Source organism: Sphingobium sp., from assembly GCF_035511395.1.
In the GTDB taxonomy this organism is placed as follows: Bacteria; Pseudomonadota; Alphaproteobacteria; order Sphingomonadales; family Sphingomonadaceae; genus Sphingobium.
In genome coordinates this window covers 1-19,508 of sequence record NZ_DATKFP010000281.1, presented here as the reverse complement: position 1 = coordinate 19,508, position 19,508 = coordinate 1, and the positions used below count along the sequence as shown (strand labels likewise).

Here is a 19,508-nt window from a genome sequence, read left to right as displayed (position 1 = left end):
GGTTGATCGGGTTATTGTTCGTCGATGATGCGGTTGGTGAGCGTGCCGATGGTGCCGATGGTGACTTCGACCTTGTCGCCGGCCTTCATGTAGAGCGGCGGGGTGCGCTTGTCGCCGACGCCGCCGGGGGTGCCGGTGGCGATGACATCGCCGGGGCTGAGCGGGGTGAAGGCGCTGACATATTCGATCACGGTCGGGATATCCCAGATCATGTCGCTGACCGGCTGGTCCTGAAGCAGTTCGCCGTTGAGGCGGGTCTGGACACGCAGGCTGCCGAGATCGGCGACCTCGTCCGGCGTCACCAGCGCGGGGCCGAAGCCGCCGGTGCCGGGGAAGGTCTTGCCGGGCGTGAACTGGATATTGTGGCGCTGCCAGTCGCGCGCGCTGCCATCGTTGAAGGCGGCATAGCCGGCGACATGATCCCAGGCATCGGCAGCCGCGACCTTGTGCGCGGGCTTGCCGATGATGACCGCCAGTTCGCCTTCATAATCGAACCGCTCGGTGACGGCAGGCTTCACCATCGGCTGGCCGTCGGCGACCAGGCTGTCGGCATAGCGCACGAAGATCGCGGGATGCGCTTTCTGCTCGCGGCCGGTTTCCTTGACATGTTCGGCATAGTTGAGGCCGACGCAGAGGATCTTGGCGGGATCGGGGATGACGGGCAGCAGCACGACATCGGCGGCGGCAAAAGCTGCGCCATCGGCGAGCGTCGACAGGCTGCCATCGGTCAGCGCGGCCTTGAGGCTGGGCGCCGCGTCGGTCGCCAGTTCGACGATGGTTTCGCCGTCGATACGGCCGAAGCTTGGGGTACCGTCGGGGCGGCGAAAGCTGACGTAGCGCATTAGTGATTTTCCTCTGTCAGGGCGTCCAGCGCCGGGATCAAAGCCTTTGCGTCCCAGTCGCGGCGATGGCGGAATTTTTCCTCGGCGGCGCGCAGCCCGGCGAAATCCTTGTCGGACATGCCCCACTGGTCGATCCGGCCTTCGGGCCAGGTCCAGTCTTCGGGTGCGCCGGCCTGATAATCATCGGGCACCTTGTTCACGGCGGTCGAAAATTCGATGACCGGGCCGCCATTGCCAGGGCCAAACGGGGCGATGAAATAGGCGAAGACGTTTGCGCCGGGGCCATGACGACCGGGGCCCCAGGCGGGCACCATGCCATGGTCGCGCAACCGGCCGATGCCGCGCATCACCGCATCCATGTCCGCCATCTCGAAGGCGACATGGTTGAGCGAGGAAATGCCCGCGCGGGCGAAGGCGGTGCTGTGGTGCGAGTCGTTGCAGCGCACGAAAACCATGCCCTTGGTCCGGTCCGACACGCGGAAGCCCAACGCATCCTCGACCAGATGGCCGGTCGCTTCGGCATCGACGCTGTTGAAGACGACATGGGTGAGCTTGACCGGCAGGTCCGCACCCTCGATCGGCGCGACCTCCGCCGCATCGACCAGAAAGCGCAACAGTTCGCACTCTGCCAGTTCGACGACGATGCCATGGCCGCCGCCCGGATCGTTGGAGACGGTCGGCGTCGCGGGCAGGCCGGCGGCAGCGACGCTGCGTTTCAGCTGCTCCAGCCGTTCGGCGGTGCAGACGAAAGTCGTGGAGCGGACGTAAGCGTCAGCGGACTCCTCCAGCGCGATGAGATAGGGATAGCTGCCTGACCCGCGCAGATAATGGATATTCCCCTGCACAGATGCTGGGGCCATGCCCCAGATGTCGGTCAGGAAAGCGGCGGCTTCTGCCGCATGGGGCAGCGCCAGTTCGATGCTGCGCAGTTTCATTTGCTGTCTCCGTGGAAAAGACCGGCGGCAAGGATGCCGGCAACGGCGCAGGCTTCGTCGCAGTCGCCGGTGTCGCCGCTGATCCCGACGGCGCCGATTACATTTCCGGCCTTTGGGCCTTCCATGTCACGGATCAGGACGCCGCCGGGGGACAGAGCGAGCCGGCCGCCGGTGGCGGCGACGACGCTCTGAAAGAAGGCGGGATTGTTGGCCGCGCGCGCGGCGATGATGCGGGTGTCGGCGCCCATGCCGAGCGCGCCCGTCGCCTTGGCCGTGGCAATGTCGAAGCGAAACAGGCTGGCGCCATCCTCCCGCACACAAGCGACAGGGTGGGCGCCGGCATCGAGCACCACGACGGCCAAAGGCTGGGCGGCGTCGGCGCGGCCCTTTTCCAGTGCCGTGTCGATGATGGCGCGTGCCTGGGAGAGGCTGAGGCTCATGCGGCGATCTCCTGCGGGATGGTTCCGGCGATCAGGGCATTCCGGCGGGCGATCAGATCGCCCCCCTTGCCGGTGCCGAAGACATAATGGTCGGGGCGGACGAGTACGGCGTCGGCGTTGCGATCGGCCAGCCAGTCTGCGATCGCGCCATGGTCGCCCAGTTGCGCAAGACCGATGACGGTTACGTCGCCCCCCTCGACCGGGTTGCGGGTGAAGAGGCGCCAGCCGCCGCCGGTGACGTCGTCGAGCAACTGGTCGCCGACGCGCGGCTGGATGAAGCGCTCCCCCGCGCCGGGCGTGCCCGAAGCGACGATGCCGGTGGCGATGGCGGGAATCAGGTCGGCGGCGGTACCATGCTGCGCACCCTTGGCCGCTTCGCGCATCTTTGCGTCGCGTTCGGCGGCGGCTTGCGGATCGAGCATGCAGATATAACGGCCTGCGCCGACGGCGGCAGAGATGACGGCGCGGACATGGGGATCGCGTTCCGGCTGATAGCTATCGAGCAGGCTGTCGGGCGCGCGGCCCTTGAGCACCAGATCCAGTTTCCAGACGAGGTTGGCGGCGTCGCGCAGGCCATGGCACATGCCCTGGCCGAAAAAGGGCGGCGTCTGGTGCGCGGCATCGCCGGCCAGAAAGACGCCGCCCTGCCGCCACCGCTCGGCGATCAGTCCATGGAAGCGATAGGTCGCCGCGCGCACCACCTCGTGCGGAACCCCGGAGAGATAGGGTTCGACAAGGGCGGCAACCGCTTCCGGCTCCATCATTGCCTGGTCGTCCTCGCCGGGCAGGAGCATGAATTCCCAGCGGCGATGATTGCCGCGCCCCGGCACGATGGTCGCCGGACGTTTGGGATCGCACATCATGACCGACAGTTTCTGGAGGTCGGCATCCTGCGGCACGCCCCAGAGGTCCGGGAAGCGGACCGGGCCGTCGACTTCGGCATCGACCACCAGCCAGGGCTCCTCGAAATCGAGATCGTCGAGCTGGATGCCTAGCGCCTTGCGCACGGCGCTGCGGGCGCCGTCGCAGGCGATGACATAGCGGGCCTGTTCGGTGCGGCCGCCCGACAGGCGCAGGGTGACGGCGTCGCCATCCTGCTCCAGCCCCTCGAAGGCGACACCGAGTTGGACAGTCACATTGGAATAAGCGGCGAGCGCGTCGCGAAGATGATCCTCCAGTTCGGGCTGGTAGAAGAAATAGTCGTTGGACCAGCTGAACGGACGCGGGCGGCCTACCGTACCCATATAGCGAATGACGCCATGGTCGGCACCGACATGCAGATGCCCTTCGGTATCGCGCATGTCCGGCGCGACCCGGTCGATGACGCCGGCCGACTGGAACAGGCGCATCATTTCATGGTCCAGATGAACCGCGCGGGGCAGCGGATAGGGGTGTGCTTCCTGCTCGATCACCAGGACCGAGGCGCCGGATCTGCCAAGTAAATTGGCCGCAAAGGCCCCCACCGGCCCGCAGCCGATGATCGCAACGTCGAACATGAAAGCGTCTTTCCGGTCAGGCAATCACGGGCTGGGAGACGGGAGACTTGTGCATCCGTCCGCCCAGCATGATCATCTTGATATTATTGGCGTCCTGAAGGATGCGGACATCCTGGGTCGGGTCGCCGTCGACGAGCAGCAGATCCGCCAGATAGCCGGGCTTCACCTGCCCGACCTGCTGCCCCATCAGCTGTCCGCCCAGCATGGTGGCGGCGCTCAACGCTTCGGCCGGGGTGAAGCCATAATAGGTGACGAAATGTTCCAGGTCGCGGGCATTGCGGCCATGGGGGTTGAAGGGAAAGCCATAGTCGCCGCCCGGCAGGATGCGCACGCCGCGCGCCTTGAGCTTGGGCACCAAGGTCTTTTCCAGTTCCAGCCGCTCGGCGGCGCTGGCCTTCATCGACGACATGTCGATGTGTGGTGGCGGGCTGGCCTCCAGCGCGGCGACCGAGACGCCGGGGCCGGGCGCATAGAAAATCTCGTCCTTCTTTGCCGCCATCGCATCAATCGCGGCATCGTCGGCAAAGGAGCAATGATAGAGGATGCGCGCGCCGGCTTCGAGCGCCAGCCCGATGGCGCGTGGGGTATAAGCGTGGGTGGCGATCCACAGGCCCGCTTCCTTCGCCGCCTCGCCCGCCGCCTGCATTTCTTCATCGGTGTAGAGGATATCGGCCGACGATCCGGGCTTGAGCGCATCCTCGCCCGAAATGACCAGCTTCAGCGATTTCACGCCTTCGTCCGCGCAATAGGCGACGAAGGCACGCATCGCTTCGGGACCACGGCCGTTGAAGACGTCGCCGGTTTCGACCCCTTCCTCACCTTCCGGGCTGCGCTCCAGCGTCGAGGGGACGAGGCGCGGGCCGGGGGTTTCGCCGGCTTCGATGGCGCGGGCCAGTTCGGGTTCGATCTGGTCGCCCAGCGCACCGGCCGAATAGAGGCTGGTATAGCCATGGTCGAGCAGCACGCGGGCATTGCGCCAGGCGGCGACCTTCAGCTCGTCGGGCGGGAGGATGAACTGGTGATAGATTTTCTCGACCGAGCTGCCCCATGTCAGATGGGTGTGCGCATCGACCATGCCGGGCATCAGGGTGGCGCCCCGCCCGTCGATGACGCTGTCGGCCTCGACCGCCGCGATGGCAGCTTCGTCATGCAGGACAGCGGCGATGCGATCGCCTTCGACGATCACGGCGCCGGGCGCTGGAGCGCTGCCCCTTCCGTCGAAGATCGAAATGTTGCGGATCATCTGCCGCACGGCCTGCTCTCCCCTATGCTCTTGTCGGGATGCTTATGCGCCGTCTTTGCCCCAAAGAAAAATAATGATTTTTGGGAACGTCATAGGCTGGAACTATGGATAATCGCCTCCAGCAGCGCTTCACCGAGGCGTGAGAGGCGGCCGCCAGCTATACGACGGATGCCGACGCTGCGAGGAAAGGCGGATTCGCGGATGTTGATGGCGCGCAGCACGCCGATCGACAGTTCTGCTGATGCGACCTTCATCGGCAGGATCGTGACACGGCTGCTGCCGCGCACGATCGCCTTGGTACTGAGCAGGGAATCGCAGCGTATCGCATCCTGCGGCACGGGCACGTCGGCGGCCATGAACAGGGCGTCGATCTGGCGACGGAAGGCGCCGCTCGCCTCGGGCAGCACCCAGCGCATCGCCCCCATGTCGCGCAACGAGAGTTCCGCGGGCAGATGATCGTTGCGACGCCCCACGATCAGCGCGAAGGGATCCCGCGAAAAGGTCGTTTCCTCCAGATCGTCGGGCGGCGCCTCGATCCCGGTGGTGACGAAGGCCAGTTCGATCTCGCCCGCGCGAAGCATGGCGGCGAGGTCATGATCGGCGCGTTCGACGACGTGCAAAGTGAAGCGGCCCACCCGGTCCTCCAGCCGCCGCACCGCGTCGGGCAGCAGGCTGACGAGCGCGCCGGGCGTGCCGCCGACCCGCAACGGCCCTGTCACGCCCTTGCGTGCGAGCTGCATTTCCTCCTCCGCCTCGCGCAGGACGGAGTCGATCGTTTCGGCGCGGCGCAACAATATCTCGCCCTCTGCGGTGAGGCTGATGCCGGTGCGCGACCGTTCGAACAGGGTCGCGCCGACCGATTGTTCCAGCTGCGCGATCGCGTTGGAGACGGACGGCTGGGATATGTTGAGCAGGCGCGCGCCGCCACTGATGGAATTGGCGCGGCATACGGCCAGGAACATCCGGAGAGCGCGGGGATCGATCATCGCCCGTGCATCGCAGAGGGCGGGGCGATAGACAATAAGGTAGGCGCGTGTAGCTCAGTTCCCCTGGCCAGAGCCTTTTAGAAGCAGACGGAATCGCCTGCTGGCTCGGAAAACGCGGAAAACCAGAAGCTCAGAGCTGCCGAGCCGATGCAATCGGATCGGAATCTGCTCTGGGGCCGAAACGCGCGACCATGTCGTAAGCATCGCCCAGGAAAAGCTGGCGGACATAGGTGATCCGTTCCGCGCCGCGCCATGTGCGGCGTTCGACGCACAGGCAGGGTGATCCGGCCGGAACGCCGAGCCAGGCCGCCTCGTCCGCCGATACGCCCACTGCCGAGATACGCGTTTCCGCTTCGGTCCAGGGAACATGCTGCAACAGCCAGGTGCCGGGGGGTACGGTGTCGAGATCGGCATTGACGATTTCGGGTACGGCGGCGGCACTGACCAGACGAAATTCGATGCCCAGCGGATTGCCGTCGGCCAGATGCAGCCCATCCAGCTGCATCAGCGCGCCCGATCCGGCCAGCAGCCTTTCCTCCTCGTCTGCCGGGACGGGGCGCAGCCTGCGCATCAGCGGACGATAGGCATAATCCTGCCCCCGTTCCTGCACCTGCGCGGCGATGTCCGGCACGTCCAGCACCATGGAATGAACTTTGGGTCGGGCGACGAAAGTGCCCGCCTTCTTGCGCCGGTCGATCAGCCCGGCGGTCACGAGCGCCGACAGCGCCTTGTTCACGGTCATGCGCGAACAGCCATATTGCTGCATCAGATCCTGTTCGATCGGAAGGCGTTCACCCGGCGCCAGATCGCCGCCCAATATGCGGCCCTCGAAATCCGACCTTATCCGTTCATGAAGGGGCATTTTCACGCGATCAGTCGCTCCAGCACCCGGCCATAGTCCCGGACGACCCGGTCGCGAATGCGGTGCCGTCCTCCCCTAACCAGCTTGGTACCGTGGCGCCAGACGCAGTCGATGGCGGAGCGGCCCGCCGCGAAGACGAAGCTGTCGGTGATCGCGTCGTCCTGCCGGTGGGCAAGCGAAGGATGGTCGAGATCGAGACTGATGATATCGGCGGAAAGCCCCACCGCGATGCCGCCTGCTACGCCCAGCGCCGCCGCGCCGCCCGCCAGCGCGCCGGCATGCAGGTCAGCGCCGGTCGAGCGCCCGGCCCCACGCGCCATCATGTTGCGCCCGCGCCGGGTCAGGCGCTGGCCATATTCCAGCAGCCGCAATTCTTCCGCGCAGTCGATCAGTATGTTGGAATCGCTGCCGACGCCATAGCGACCGCCTGCCTCCAAAAAGGCCTCGACGGGAAAGAGGCCATCGCCCAGATTGGCTTCGGTGATCGGACACAGTCCAGCGACGGCCCCGCTGCGCGCCATCGCCTGCGTCTCCGCGTCGGTCATGTGGGTCGCGTGGACGAGGCACCAGCGATCGTCAACGTCGACATGGTCCAGCAGCCATTCGACCGGCCGCTGCCCGCTCCAGGCGAGACAGTCATCCACTTCCTTCAACTGTTCGGCGATATGGATATGCACCGGGCGGCCTTTCGCCAGCGCAGCCAGATCGCGCAGTTGATCGGGTGAAACGGCGCGCAGGCTGTGCGGCGCGACGCCGACCACTGCGTCCGGCAGCGTGCGCGCATGGACGTCGGCACGGTCAAGCAGCCTTGCATAACCATCCATGTCATTGATGAAGCGCGCCTGCGCCGGCTGGGGCGGCTGCGCCCCGAAACCCGCGTGGCTGTAGAGCACCGGGAGCAGGGTCATGCCGATTCCGCTGTCGGCGGCGGCGGCAACGATCGCTCCGCACATTTCCGCGATGTCGGCGAAACGCCGTCCTTCGCGATCGTGATGGAGATAGTGGAACTCGCCGACGCGGCTGAACCCGCTCTCCAGCATCTCGACATAGGCGAGCGTCGCGATGATGCGGACATCATCGGGCGTCATGCGGTCGACGAAGCGATACATGATGTCGCGCCATGTCCAGAAACTGTCGTCGGTCGGCCCGCGACGTTCCGCCAGCCCGGCCATGCCGCGCTGAAAGGCGTGGCTGTGCAGATTGGGCATGCCGGGCAGGCCGCAGCGATGGCGTTCGTCCCCCGCTGCCGGTCGCGCGCCCGGCTCAACTGCCGCGATCCGCCCGCCCGCCAGTGCGACGCGCACGTTCCGTCCCCAGCCATCGGGGAGGAGGAGATGGTCGAAGAACAATGAACCGGACGAACCGGCAACGCCTTTCGGCATGGGTTTCTCCTTGTCGTCATTTTTTGTCTATACATTATTGGGCAGGGGTGCAATCATTATGGCGAGGACAAGCGAGGCCCCTGAGTCATGCATTGCGATACGATCTGGAAATCGGCGCGCCTTGCCGCGATGGCCGGCAGCAGCCTGGGCATCGTCGAACGCGGCCTGATCGCCGCCAAGGACGGGATGATCATCCATGCCGGGCCACAGGATGATGCGCCTGCGCTGGAGGCCGATCGGGTTGTCGACTGCGGCAACCGCTGGATCACGCCGGGCCTGATCGACTGCCACACCCATCTGATTCATGGCGGCAACCGCGCACAGGAATTCGAGATGCGGCTGGACGGCGCCTCCTATGAGGAGATTGCGCGGGCCGGCGGCGGCATCCTGTCCACCATGCGCGCCACACGCGCAGCGAGCGAGGACGCACTGGTCGCCTCCGCCCTGCCCCGCCTCGACGCGCTGATTGCCGAAGGCGTGACGACGGTGGAGGTCAAGTCGGGCTATGGCCTCGACCGCGATAGCGAAATCCGCATGCTGCGCGCCGCGCGGCGGCTTGGCGCGGAGCGGCCGGTCGATATCGCCGCGACCTTCCTGGGCGCCCACGCCCTGCCGCCCGAATTTGCCGGCGATGCGGACGGTTACATCGCGACGCTGTGCGACGACCTGTTGCCCGAAATCGCCGCGCTGGGACTGGCCGATGCGGTCGATGCCTTTTGCGAGGGGATCGGCTTCACGCCCGAACAGACCGATCGCATGTTTGCCGCCGCCGCACGGCATGGCCTGCCGGTGAAGCTCCATGCCGAGCAATTGTCCAACCTGCATGGCGCGGCCCTCGCCGCCCGGCACGGCGCTCTGTCCGCCGATCATCTGGAGCATCTGGACGAAACCGGCGTTGCCGCCATGGCAGCGTCGGGGACCGTCGCGACCCTGCTGCCGGGCGCCTATTATTTCGTGCGCGAGACGAAACTGCCGCCGGTCGACGCGCTGCGCGCCGCTGGCGTGCCGATCGCACTCGCCACCGACTGCAATCCCGGCACGTCGCCGCTCACATCATTGCTGCTGACGATGAACATGGGGGCGACATTGTTCCGGCTGACCGTCGCCGAATGCCTGGCGGGCGTCACCCGCAACGCGGCGCGCGCGCTGGGCATGGCCGATCGCGGCACGCTGGAGCCCGGCAAGCGCTGCGACCTTGCCATCTGGGACGTCGAGCGTCCCGCCGAACTCGTCTATCGCATGGGGTATAAACCGCTCCATGCCCGCATCTGGAGTGGTCAATGAACAACATCCTGCTCGTCCCCGGCCATGTCGTGCTGGCGGATTGGCGCAATCTCTATCGCGGCGCGCCCGTCCGGCTGGATCCCGCCTGCGCTACGAGGATCGCGGAAAGCGCCGCCGCCGTTGCGCGCATCCTTGCCAAGGGGCAGCCGGTTTACGGGATCAACACCGGGTTCGGAAAACTCGCGAGCGTGCGCATCGGCGACGAGGATCTCGCGACGCTCCAGCGCAATATCGTGCTCAGCCATGCAGCGGGCACGGGCGCGCCTTCGCCGGTGCCCGTCATCCGCCTGATGATGGCGCTCAAGCTCGCCAGCCTGGCGCAGGGCGCGTCGGGTGTGCGGCCGGAGACGGTCGCTCTGCTGGAAGCGATGCTGGACAAGGGCCTGACCCCTGTGGTGCCGTGCCAGGGTTCGGTCGGCGCGAGCGGCGACCTGGCTCCGCTGGCGCACATGGCGGCGACGATGATCGGGGTCGGGGAGATGTTCCTGGGCGAGGACCGCCTGCCCGCCGCAGACGCACTTGCCCGTGTCGGCCTTCAACCGATCGAGCTTGGCCCCAAGGAAGGGCTGGCGCTGCTGAACGGCACGCAATTTTCTTGCAGCCTTGCGCTGGCGGGCCTGTTCGAGGCGGAATTGCTGTTCCGTTCCGCCCTCATTACCGGTGCGCTCTCGACCGAGGCGGCCAAGGGGTCCGATACGCCGTTCGATCCGCGCATCCACGCCCTGCGCCGTCACAGGGGCCAGATCGAGGTCGCCGATGCGTTGCGCGACCTGATGAGTGGCAGCGCCATACGCGCCAGCCATCTGGAAAATGACGCCCGCGTGCAGGATCCCTATTGCCTGCGCTGCCAGCCGCAGGTGATGGGCGCGGCGCTCGACCTGTTGCGGCAGGCCGCGACCACGCTGGAGATCGAGGCCAACGGCGTTTCCGACAATCCGCTGATCTTCGCCGACACGGACGAGGCGCTGTCGGGGGGCAATTTCCATGCCGAGCCGGTCGCATTCGCCGCCGACATGATCGCCATGGCCATATGCGAGATCGGATCGATCGCCGAACGGCGCATCGCCCTGCTGGTCGACCCGGCGCTGTCCGGCCTGCCCGCATTTCTGACGCCCCATCCCGGCCTCAATTCCGGCTTCATGATCCCGCAGGTGACTGCTGCCGCGCTGGTCAGCGAGAACAAGCAGCGCGCCTATCCCGCCAGCGTCGATTCCATCCCGACCTCGGCCAATCAGGAGGATCATGTCTCCATGGCCGCACATGGCGCGCGCCGTCTGCTGGACATGGCCGACAATGCCGCCGCCGTGCTGGGCATCGAACTGCTCGCCGCCGCGCAGGGCATCGATTTCCATGCGCCGCTGGCGTCGAGCGGTGCGCTGGAATCGGCGCGGGCCGCGCTGCGCGAGATCGTACCGATGCTGGATGACGACCGCCATTTCCATCCGGACATGGAAGCGGCCAACGGCCTGATCCGGTCCGGCGCGCTGGTCATGGCGATCGAGACGCTGTTGCCGGGGGTCGCGTGAGCGACTGGATCGACATCGTCGAGGGAGAGGCGCCGCTGATCGTCGCCTTTCCCCATGTCGGGACCGGGCTTGCCGATGTCGGCGAAGGGTTCCGTTCGCCCTGGATCGCGCGGCGCGACGCCGACTGGTGGGTGGACAGGCTCTATGGCTTCGCCGCCGACATGGGCGCGACGCTGATCGGCACGCGCATCTCGCGCAGCGTGATCGACCTCAACCGCGATCCGTCGGGCGCATCGCTCTATCCGGGGCAGGCGACCACGGAACTGTGCCCGACCACGACATTCGACGGCGAGCCGCTCTATGCAGGAGCCGCCCCGGACGAAGCCGAGGTCGCGCGTCGGCGCACGCTGTGGTTCGATCCCTATCATGCAGCGCTCCGGGCGATCGACCGGCTGCGCGAGCGCTACGATCGCGTCGTCCTGTATGACGCCCATTCGATCCGCAGCCATGTGCCGCGCCTGTTCGACGGCGAATTGCCGCAGTTCAACATCGGCACCAATGGCGGCATGACCTGTGATCCGGCGCTGAGCGCTGCCGTCGCGTCGATCTGTGCCGCGAGCGGGGAGAGCCATGTCGTCGACGGGCGCTTCCGCGGCGGATGGACGACGCGCCATTATGGCCGGCCCGAACAGGGCGTTCACGCCATCCAGATGGAACTCGCCATGCGAGGCTATATGGACGAGCCGACGACACCCGACGCGGCGAACTGGCCGCCGCCTTTCGACCCGGCCCGCGCAGCCGCGCTTACCGCCATCCTTTCCCGGATCATGAAGGCGGTACATGCCTTCGCTCTTCAGGAGGTCTGATCGCCATGACCCGTATCGACAATAGCCGCATCATCAAGCCCGCCACCGGCACGCAGCTCAGCGCGAAGTCCTGGCTCACCGAAGCCCCGATGCGGATGCTGATGAACAATCTGCACCCGGATGTTGCCGAGCGTCCCGAAGAGCTGGTCGTTTATGGCGGCATCGGCCGTGCCGCGCGCGACTGGGAAAGCTACGACCGGATCGTCGAGACGCTGAAGCGCCTTGAGGCTAACGAGACGCTGCTGGTGCAGTCGGGCAAGCCGGTCGGCGTGTTCCGCACCCATGAGGACGCGCCGCGCGTGCTGATCGCCAACAGCAATCTGGTGCCGCACTGGGCCAATTGGGAGCATTTCAACGAACTCGATAAGCGCGGCCTTGCCATGTACGGCCAGATGACCGCGGGTTCGTGGATCTATATCGGCACGCAGGGCATCGTTCAGGGTACCTACGAAACCTTCGTGGAAATGGGTCGCCAGCATCATGGCGGCGACCTGTCTGGCAAATGGCTGCTGACCGCCGGTCTTGGCGGCATGGGCGGGGCGCAGCCGCTTGCCAGCGTGATGGCGGGCGCATCCTGCCTTGCGATCGAATGCCAGCCGAGCCGGATCGAGATGCGCCTGCGCACCGGCTATCTCGACAAGGCGGCTTCGACGATCGAGGAAGCCATGGCGATCATCGAGCGGGCGAATGCGGAAAGGACACCCGTCTCGGTCGGCCTGCTGGGCAATGCCGCGGAGATATTGCCGAAGATGTTCGCGCGCGGTATCCGCCCGGACCTGTTGACCGACCAGACCAGCGCCCATGATCCGGTGAACGGCTATCTGCCCGTCGGCTGGACCGTGGCCGAATGGATCGAGCGGCGCGAGCGCGAGCCGGAGGCTATCGCCAAAGCCGCCAAGGCGTCGATGGCGCAGCATGTGCGCGCGATGCTGGACTTTCAGGCCGCGGGCGTGCCGACCACAGACTATGGCAATAATATCCGCCAGGTCGCGCTGGACGAGGGTGTGGAGAACGCCTTCGACTTCCCCGGCTTCGTCCCCGCCTATATCCGCCCCCTCTTCTGCCGGGGCATCGGCCCGTTCCGCTGGGCGGCGCTGTCGGGCGATCCGGAGGATATCTACAGCACCGACGCCAAGGTGAAGGAACTGCTGCCCGACAACGCCCATCTCCATAACTGGCTCGATATGGCGCGGGAGAAGATCCACTTTCAGGGCCTGCCCGCGCGCATCTGCTGGGTGGGCCTGGGCGACCGCCATCGGCTCGGTCTCGCCTTCAACGAGATGGTGGCGAAGGGCGAACTGAAGGCACCGGTCGTGATCGGCCGCGACCATCTCGACAGCGGATCGGTCGCCTCCCCCAATCGCGAGACGGAGGCGATGATGGACGGTTCCGACGCGGTGAGCGACTGGCCGCTGCTCAATGCCCTGCTCAACACCGCGAGCGGCGCGACATGGGTATCGCTGCACCATGGCGGCGGGGTCGGCATGGGCTATTCGCAGCATAGCGGCATGGTGATCGTCGCCGACGGCACGCCCGAAGCGGCGGCCCGGCTTGAGCGCGTGCTGTGGAACGACCCGGCGACCGGGGTCATGCGCCATGCCGATGCAGGCTATGCCATCGCCCGCGACTGTGCGGTCGAAATGGGGCTGGATCTGCCCGGTATATTGGGGTGATCGACGGCGGGACGGTGGAAGAATTCCGCCACCGTCCCCAGCCTGTCATGGTCATTTAGACTGTTTCGTCCCTTAACTCGCTCCATTCGTCTCCCGTTACGGGGGAGAAAGGATCGAAGCCCTGCCCAACCCGTTGGATGTTTCCGATAAATGTCCGAGGGGATGGAATGAGGGGTTTCCGAACGGCCTATCTGGCCGCCACGCCGTGGCTGCTGGGTACAGCCATCTGCACCAGCTTCGCGTTGATCGCACCGGCCGCGGCGCAGACCACGACGGGGTCCATCCGCGGCATCGTGTCGAGCGACGGCAAGCCGGTCGCCGGCGGCGAGGTCAGCGCGCGCAATCTGGCGACGGGGGCCACCCGACGCGCCGCGATCGGCGCAGGCGGGCGATACGCCTTGTCGGGGCTTCAACCGGGCAGCTACGAGATCGACTACAAGGCGTCCGACGGGGCCTCGACGCGGCAGCAGGTCACGATCGGCGTCGGGCAGGTCGCGACACTGAACGCGCAGGTGCAGACCGCGGCCGCTGCTGCCGAAAGCCAGCCGGCGACCTCCTCCGGCAGCAATATCGTCGTCACGGCCGCGCAACTGGTGGAGACGCGCACGTCGGAAATCGCGACCAACGTGTCGACCCGGCAGATCGAGAATCTGCCGCAGTCGAGCCGCAACTTCCTGAACTTCGCCGACCTCGCGCCGGGCGTGCGATCGAGCAACAGCGAGACGCGCAAGACCTTCTCGTCCGGCGGAGTCAGCCAGGGTCGCGATGGCGAAAGCCTCGCCGCGCCGCAGGTCAATGTCTTCATCGATGGCGTCAGCCTGAAAAGCAACGTCCAGCAGGGCGGCCTCGTCGGGCAGGACAGCAGCCGGGGCAATCCCTTCCCGCAGGCGGCGGTGCAGGAATTCCGCGTCCTCTCCTCCAATTTCAAGGCGGAGTATGAGGATGCGGGCACGTCCGTCATCACCGCCATCACCAAGTCGGGCGGCAATGATTTCCATGGCGAGGCGTTCGGCTTCTACCAGGACGCCGGATTGCGCGCGAAGGACTATTTCCAGAAAAAGAACGACCTTGCCGAACCCGCCTACAAGCGCAAGCAATATGGCGCGTCGCTGGGCGGGCCGATCATCAAGGACAAGCTGTTCTTCTTCGCCGCTTATGAAGGCAATGACGAGGATCGGGCGCAGAATGTCCTGATCGGTCAGGCGGACCCTGCCAATCTGGCGCGGTTCGGCCAGTATCAGGGCAGTTTCCTCAGCCCCTTCCGCGAGGATCTGGGCTTTGCGAAGCTGAGCTGGCAGGCGGGCGACAGCGACCGGATCGAACTGGCGGGCAGCATCCGCAAGGAGAAGGAGATTGCCGGTTTCGGCGGGCAGGTCGCCTATGACGGCGCATCGGTCAACCGCAACAAGGTCTATACCGGCAATCTGCGCTGGACCCATGATAAGGGCGATTTCCTGAACGAAGCCAGCGTCGACTGGCTCTATTATGGCTTCACCCCTTCTCCGCTCAACCCCGACATGGTCGGGCAGGATTATGAGGGGGTGATCCGGCTGGGCGGTGGATCGACCGCGCAGAAGGTGGTGCAGAAGGGGCTGACCTTCCGCGATGCCGCGACTTTCTCCAATGTCGATTTCCTCGGCGGCAGTCATGTCATCAAGGTCGGCGCCAAACTGTCCTTGCAGGACTATGAAGTCACCAACCAGCTGAATTTCAACCCCGTGTTCAACTATCGCATCAGCGCATCGCAGGGGCTGGACTATAGCTTCCCCGCCGAGGCGCGGCTGGGCACCGGCAATCCCACGGTCGAGGCGAAGAACACCCAGATCGGCCTGTTCGTGCAGGACGACTGGGAAGTGGACGATCATCTGACCGTCAACCTCGGCCTGCGCTGGGACTATGAAACCAACGCCAAGAACAACAATTACGAAACCTCGCCCGCCGCGATCGAGGCGCTGCGATCACTGGAAACGCAACTGGCGGGGCAGCCCGGCAATATTTTCCGCGCGGACGATTACATCTCCACCGGCAATAATCGAAAGCCCTATTGGAAGGCGTTCCAGCCGCGCGTCGGCCTGTCCTACGACATTAAGGGCGACCAGAGCACGGTGCTGTTCGCAGGCTATGGCCGCTATTTCGATCGCACCCTGTTCCGCAACGCGGCCGAAGAAGCGCTGCTCGACCAATATGAGGTCCGCACCTTCTTCTTCTCGCGCGATGGGCTACCGCGCAACGGCCAGCCGACGATCCAGTGGAACGACGCTTATCTGAGCCGCGACGGATTGCAGGGGCTGATCGATTCCGGGATCGCGCCCAATGGCGAACTGCGCGTCATCCGCAACGACACGCGCCCGCCCAGCACCGACCAGTTCAGCGTCGGCATAAGGCAGAAGGTCGGCGTGCTGCGGACCTCGCTCAGCTACACCCATATCAAGGCGAAGGATCAGGTCGGCTATACGCCGCTCAACCGCAGCACGACGCCCAACGCCAACGGCTTCTACGATACGATCGTGGTACCCGGATATGGCACGGTCGTGGGCCTGACGCAGGCGCGGGCGAGCAAATATGACGGCATCTTCCTGACCATCGACAAGCCCTACAGCAAGTCCAGCCCATGGTCGCTGAACCTGGCCTATACCATGGCCTTCTCCAAGGAGCGGGGCTATTCGTTCAATTTCGATTTCCCCAGGGTCGAGGAACAGCCCTATCGCCCCAATGCGGGTAATGAACGGCACCGCGTCGTCCTGTCGGGCATGGTCGACCTGCCATGGGGCATTCAGGCGTCAAGCCTGATGCAATGGGGTTCGGGCCAGCCCTATCTGGTAACGGATCAAAGCGCGGGCGAAGGCGTCAACCAGATCATCGCCAGCACCGGCAAGACCAAGGATTTCCGGCAGGTCGACCTGCGCCTGACCAAGACGGTCGCGCTGGGCGGCGGCAAGGAGATCCAGTTGATCGCCGAAGCCTTCAACATCTTCAACCGCGCCAATTTCGGTGGCTATGACGGGTTCATCCCCTATCCGGTCAACGATCCCGACGGCAATCCGAACTTCGGCACGCCCAACAGCCTGGCCGGACCGCCGCGCAGCTTCCAGTTCGGGGCGCGGTTCCGCTTTTAGAGGCTAATATTTAACTTACCGCCGTTCGTTTCGGCCTTAGTTGAGAAACGCGAGCGTAGCGCTTTCCGCTTCTCGACTACGCTCGAAGCGAACGGATTACGGTAAGGTCACATCGTTATACGCCCGCCAGCGCGTTCATCGCGACATAGTCGAGCTTGCCCGTGCCCAACACCGGCAGCGCGTCCAGTTCGCGAATGTCGCGCGGGATGGCGAGTTCGGTCACACCGTTGGCGCGGCCCCAGGCCTGAAGGTCGCCCGCCTTCGCTCCCTTGCGCGTGGTGAACAGCACCAGTTGTTCGCCCTTGCGTGCATCGGGGCGGGTAACGACGGCATGCTCTGCATCGGGCCAGAGCGCGGAGGCATAGCCCTCCACCGCCGGGAGCGACACCATCTCGCCGCCGATCTTGGCGAAGCGCTTGGCGCGGCCTCTGATGGTGACGAAGCCCTCGGCGTCGAGGGTGACGATATCGCCGCTGTCGTGCCAGCCGCCCTCCGGCGGTTGCAACACACCCGGCGCATCGGCCTTCATATAGCCCGCCATGATATTGGGACCGCGGATCGACAGTCGACCACCTTCGGTGATGCCGGGCACATCGTCCAGTATCGCCTCGATCCCCGGCAGCAGGCGGCCGACACTGCCGGCACGGAAATGCATCGGCGTGTTGACCGCGATCACCGGGCCGGCCTCGGTCGCGCCATAGCCTTCCAGGATGCGCAGCCCGAACTTGTCTGCATAGGCCTTGCGCGTTTCGTCGCGCACCCGCTCCGCGCCCGCAAAGATGTAGCGCAGCGAATAGAAGTCGTAATTGTGCGCCATGCGGGCATAGCCGGACAGGAAGGTATCGGTGCCGAACAGGATCGTCGCATTGCTGTCATAGGCGAGCGCGGGAACGATCCGGTAATGCAGCGGGCTGGGATAGAGCAGGGTCTTCACCCCGTGCAGGATCGGCAACAGCGTGCCGCCGGTCAGGCCGAAGCTGTGGAAGACCGGCAACGCGTTCAGCACCATGTCTGAGCTGTTGAAATCGATCCGCGCGGCCAGCTGGCGACAGTTGGACAGAAGATTGCGGTGGGTCAGCACGACGCCTTTGGGCAGACCTTCCGATCCGCTGGTGAAGAGGATGACCGCAGGCGCGTCGGGGCTGATGCGCAGGCGGCGATGGCTGTAGCCGGCAAAGCGGCTGGCGATCAGCGCGCGCAATTTAGCGCCGGTGCCGATCGCCGCGCCGATATCCTCCAGCCAGAGGATGGTCAGCCCTTCGGCTTCGAGCGCGGCGACGATATCGCCCAGCTTCGCCTGATCGACGAAGGCGCGGGCGGTCACGATGGTGCGGATCTGCGCGGCGGTGCAGGCGGCCTTCAGATTGGTGAGGCCGGCCGTATAGTTGAGCATCGCGGGCACCCGGCCATGCGCCTGGAGCGCGAAGAAGGTCGCCACCACGGCCGACACGTTGGGGAGCAGCACGCCGACCGCCTCCCCCTGACGGGTTGTCGCGCTGAGTGGACGGCCGAGCGCCAGGCTGCCGACCACCAGCCGGTTGTAGCTCATCGGCTCGCGCTTGACGTCTTCCACGACCGGCGACGTGCCGCCATTGATCGTGCGGGCCTCCAGCAGCGCCTCGAACAGCGTCTCCTCGGTGCGCGAGGTGGCGAAGATCATGGCGCTCATTTCGTCATAGAGGCGGCGGCCGGCGATGGCGCGGCGGGCGCGGGCGGTCATCTCGCCCTCTATGCTGAAGCGGCGGGGCGGTAGAACGGTCAGCCTGATCTTCGGGAAGCTGCGCAGTCGTACCTTGCCGCGCAGGCGGGAAAATGGCGTATATTGCGCGCCGTCGATGCGCACGGGGATGATCGGCGCGTCGGCCTTGTCCGCGACCATGCCGGGACCGTCGAATATCTTCATCAATGCGCCGGTGACGGTGATGCGGCCTTCGGGAAAGATGACCAAAGTCCGCCCTTCGCGCACCGCCTTCACCATCGCCTTGGCCGCCATCGGGTTGGTCGGGTCGACCGGAAAGGCGTCGAACAGAGGGAGGAAAGGCTTCACCCACCAGGCCTGCGCGATCCGGGTATGGACCGCGAAGGTCGGCTTGCCCGGCAGGAAGGCGGCGAGCAGCAACCCGTCGAGGAAGGAGACATGATTGACCACGACCACGGCAGGCGTGCCGGCGCGGGGCATATTTTCTTCGCCCCAAACCTCGATCCGATAGAGGAAGCGCAGCGTGCCGCGCACGATCGACTTGATGACGGTTTCGGGCAGCAGCCAGCAGGAAATAAGCGCGATGGTGAGCGTTGCGAAGCCCATCGTGCCGATCACACCGGGGACGCTTTCGCCCCGCGCCAGCATCAGGGTCACGACCAGAACGACGGCGACGCTGACGGCGGCATTCAGGATATTGTTGGCTGCGATGGTGCGCGATCGTTCCTCACGCGGGGCGTGGGTCTGGAGGATCGCGTAGAGCGGCACGATGAACATGCCGCCGGCAAAGGCGATGCCGAACAGATCAAACAGGATGCGCCAGCTGCCCCTCGTTTCGATGAAGGCGGCGATTCCGGCATCGGCGGTGACGGGCACATAGGCGCTGGTGGAGAGCCATAGATCGACCATGAAGCCGGCCAGCGCCAGCGCCGAGATCGGCACGAAGCGGGCGGAGACTTCACCGCCCAGCAGGCGGTTGACCAGCAGCGATCCCAACGCGACGCTGAGCGAGAAGACCAGAAGGAACAGGGTCGCGACCTCCTGCTTCGCTTGCAGCACGCCGCTTACCAGCGGCGCGAACTGGGCGAGAAGGACGGCGCCCACCGCGAAGAACCAACTGATCCCCAGGATCGACAACCAGACGCCGCGACCATGGCGGGCGGCCTTCAATATCTGCCATGTGCTGCGAAAGATATTGGGGTCGATGCGCAGCCCCTG

The 19,508-nt window shown here is 65.6% G+C and carries 14 protein-coding genes; 5 read left to right on the top strand and 9 right to left on the bottom strand.

Annotated features, from left to right (window positions below; all coding sequences use genetic code 11):
• Positions 1–11: 11 nt before the first annotated feature.
• The 8 genes from VMR39_RS19990 to VMR39_RS19955 all read right to left on the bottom strand — a co-directional run bounded on the left by VMR39_RS19990 (position 12) and on the right by VMR39_RS19955 (position 8,186).
• Positions 12–842 (bottom strand): fumarylacetoacetate hydrolase family protein, encoded by an 831-nt coding sequence (locus VMR39_RS19990; RefSeq protein WP_325418348.1) that lies wholly within the window; start codon positions 840–842, stop codon positions 12–14.
• Entirely contained in the window at positions 842–1,777 is a 936-nt protein-coding gene (locus VMR39_RS19985) for a VOC family protein (protein ID WP_325418347.1), read from the bottom strand. The genes VMR39_RS19990 and VMR39_RS19985 overlap by 1 nt, the downstream gene beginning before the upstream one ends.
• Complete coding sequence (locus tag VMR39_RS19980; RefSeq protein ID WP_325418345.1) at positions 1,774–2,217, bottom strand: GlcG/HbpS family heme-binding protein; 444 nt, start codon at positions 2,215–2,217, stop codon at positions 1,774–1,776. The genes VMR39_RS19985 and VMR39_RS19980 overlap by 4 nt, the downstream gene beginning before the upstream one ends.
• A complete protein-coding gene (locus VMR39_RS19975) occupies positions 2,214–3,713 on the bottom strand; it encodes a bifunctional 3-(3-hydroxy-phenyl)propionate/3-hydroxycinnamic acid hydroxylase (protein ID WP_325418343.1) in 1,500 nt (499 codons plus the stop codon). Before VMR39_RS19975 ends, VMR39_RS19980 begins: the two co-directional genes overlap by 4 nt.
• Before the next feature lie 16 nt (positions 3,714–3,729).
• Positions 3,730–4,965: an amidohydrolase family protein gene (locus VMR39_RS19970; protein WP_325418341.1), complete on the bottom strand. Its 1,236-nt coding sequence runs from the start codon at positions 4,963–4,965 to the stop codon at positions 3,730–3,732.
• 80 nt (positions 4,966–5,045) lie between these two features.
• Positions 5,046–5,942: a LysR family transcriptional regulator gene (locus tag VMR39_RS19965; RefSeq protein ID WP_325418339.1), complete on the bottom strand. Its 897-nt coding sequence runs from the start codon at positions 5,940–5,942 to the stop codon at positions 5,046–5,048.
• A gap of 130 nt (positions 5,943–6,072) precedes the next feature.
• Positions 6,073–6,804 (bottom strand): UTRA domain-containing protein, encoded by a 732-nt coding sequence (locus VMR39_RS19960; protein WP_414712560.1) that lies wholly within the window; start codon positions 6,802–6,804, stop codon positions 6,073–6,075.
• 2 nt (positions 6,805–6,806) lie between these two features.
• Positions 6,807–8,186, bottom strand: a complete 1,380-nt coding sequence (locus VMR39_RS19955) for a formimidoylglutamate deiminase (RefSeq protein WP_325418335.1) — start codon at positions 8,184–8,186, stop codon at positions 6,807–6,809.
• Positions 8,187–8,273: 87 nt separating this feature from the next.
• On the opposite strand from VMR39_RS19955, the gene hutI reads away from it, so the two are divergent.
• The 5 genes from hutI (at position 8,274) to VMR39_RS19930 (ending at position 16,591) form a co-directional block, all read left to right on the top strand.
• The gene (gene hutI / locus VMR39_RS19950) at positions 8,274–9,470 is read left to right on the top strand and encodes an imidazolonepropionase (RefSeq protein WP_325418333.1); all 1,197 of its coding nucleotides are present in this window, start codon (positions 8,274–8,276) and stop codon (positions 9,468–9,470) included.
• Entirely contained in the window at positions 9,467–10,996 is a 1,530-nt protein-coding gene (gene hutH / locus VMR39_RS19945; protein WP_325418331.1) for a histidine ammonia-lyase, read from the top strand. The genes hutI and hutH overlap by 4 nt, the downstream gene beginning before the upstream one ends.
• Positions 10,993–11,802 (top strand): N-formylglutamate deformylase, encoded by an 810-nt coding sequence (gene hutG, locus VMR39_RS19940; RefSeq protein WP_325418330.1) that lies wholly within the window; start codon positions 10,993–10,995, stop codon positions 11,800–11,802. The genes hutH and hutG overlap by 4 nt, the downstream gene beginning before the upstream one ends.
• A 5-nt stretch (positions 11,803–11,807) precedes the next feature.
• Positions 11,808–13,475 (top strand): urocanate hydratase, encoded by a 1,668-nt coding sequence (gene hutU, locus VMR39_RS19935; protein WP_325418329.1) that lies wholly within the window; start codon positions 11,808–11,810, stop codon positions 13,473–13,475.
• A gap of 167 nt (positions 13,476–13,642) precedes the next feature.
• Entirely contained in the window at positions 13,643–16,591 is a 2,949-nt protein-coding gene (locus VMR39_RS19930) for a TonB-dependent receptor (protein ID WP_325418327.1), read from the top strand.
• Between the two features lie 115 nt (positions 16,592–16,706).
• Here VMR39_RS19930 and VMR39_RS19925 read toward each other — a convergent pair.
• Positions 16,707–19,508, bottom strand: a 2,802-nt coding sequence (locus VMR39_RS19925) for an acyl-[ACP]--phospholipid O-acyltransferase (protein WP_325418325.1), incomplete at its 5' end; no start/stop codon positions are given.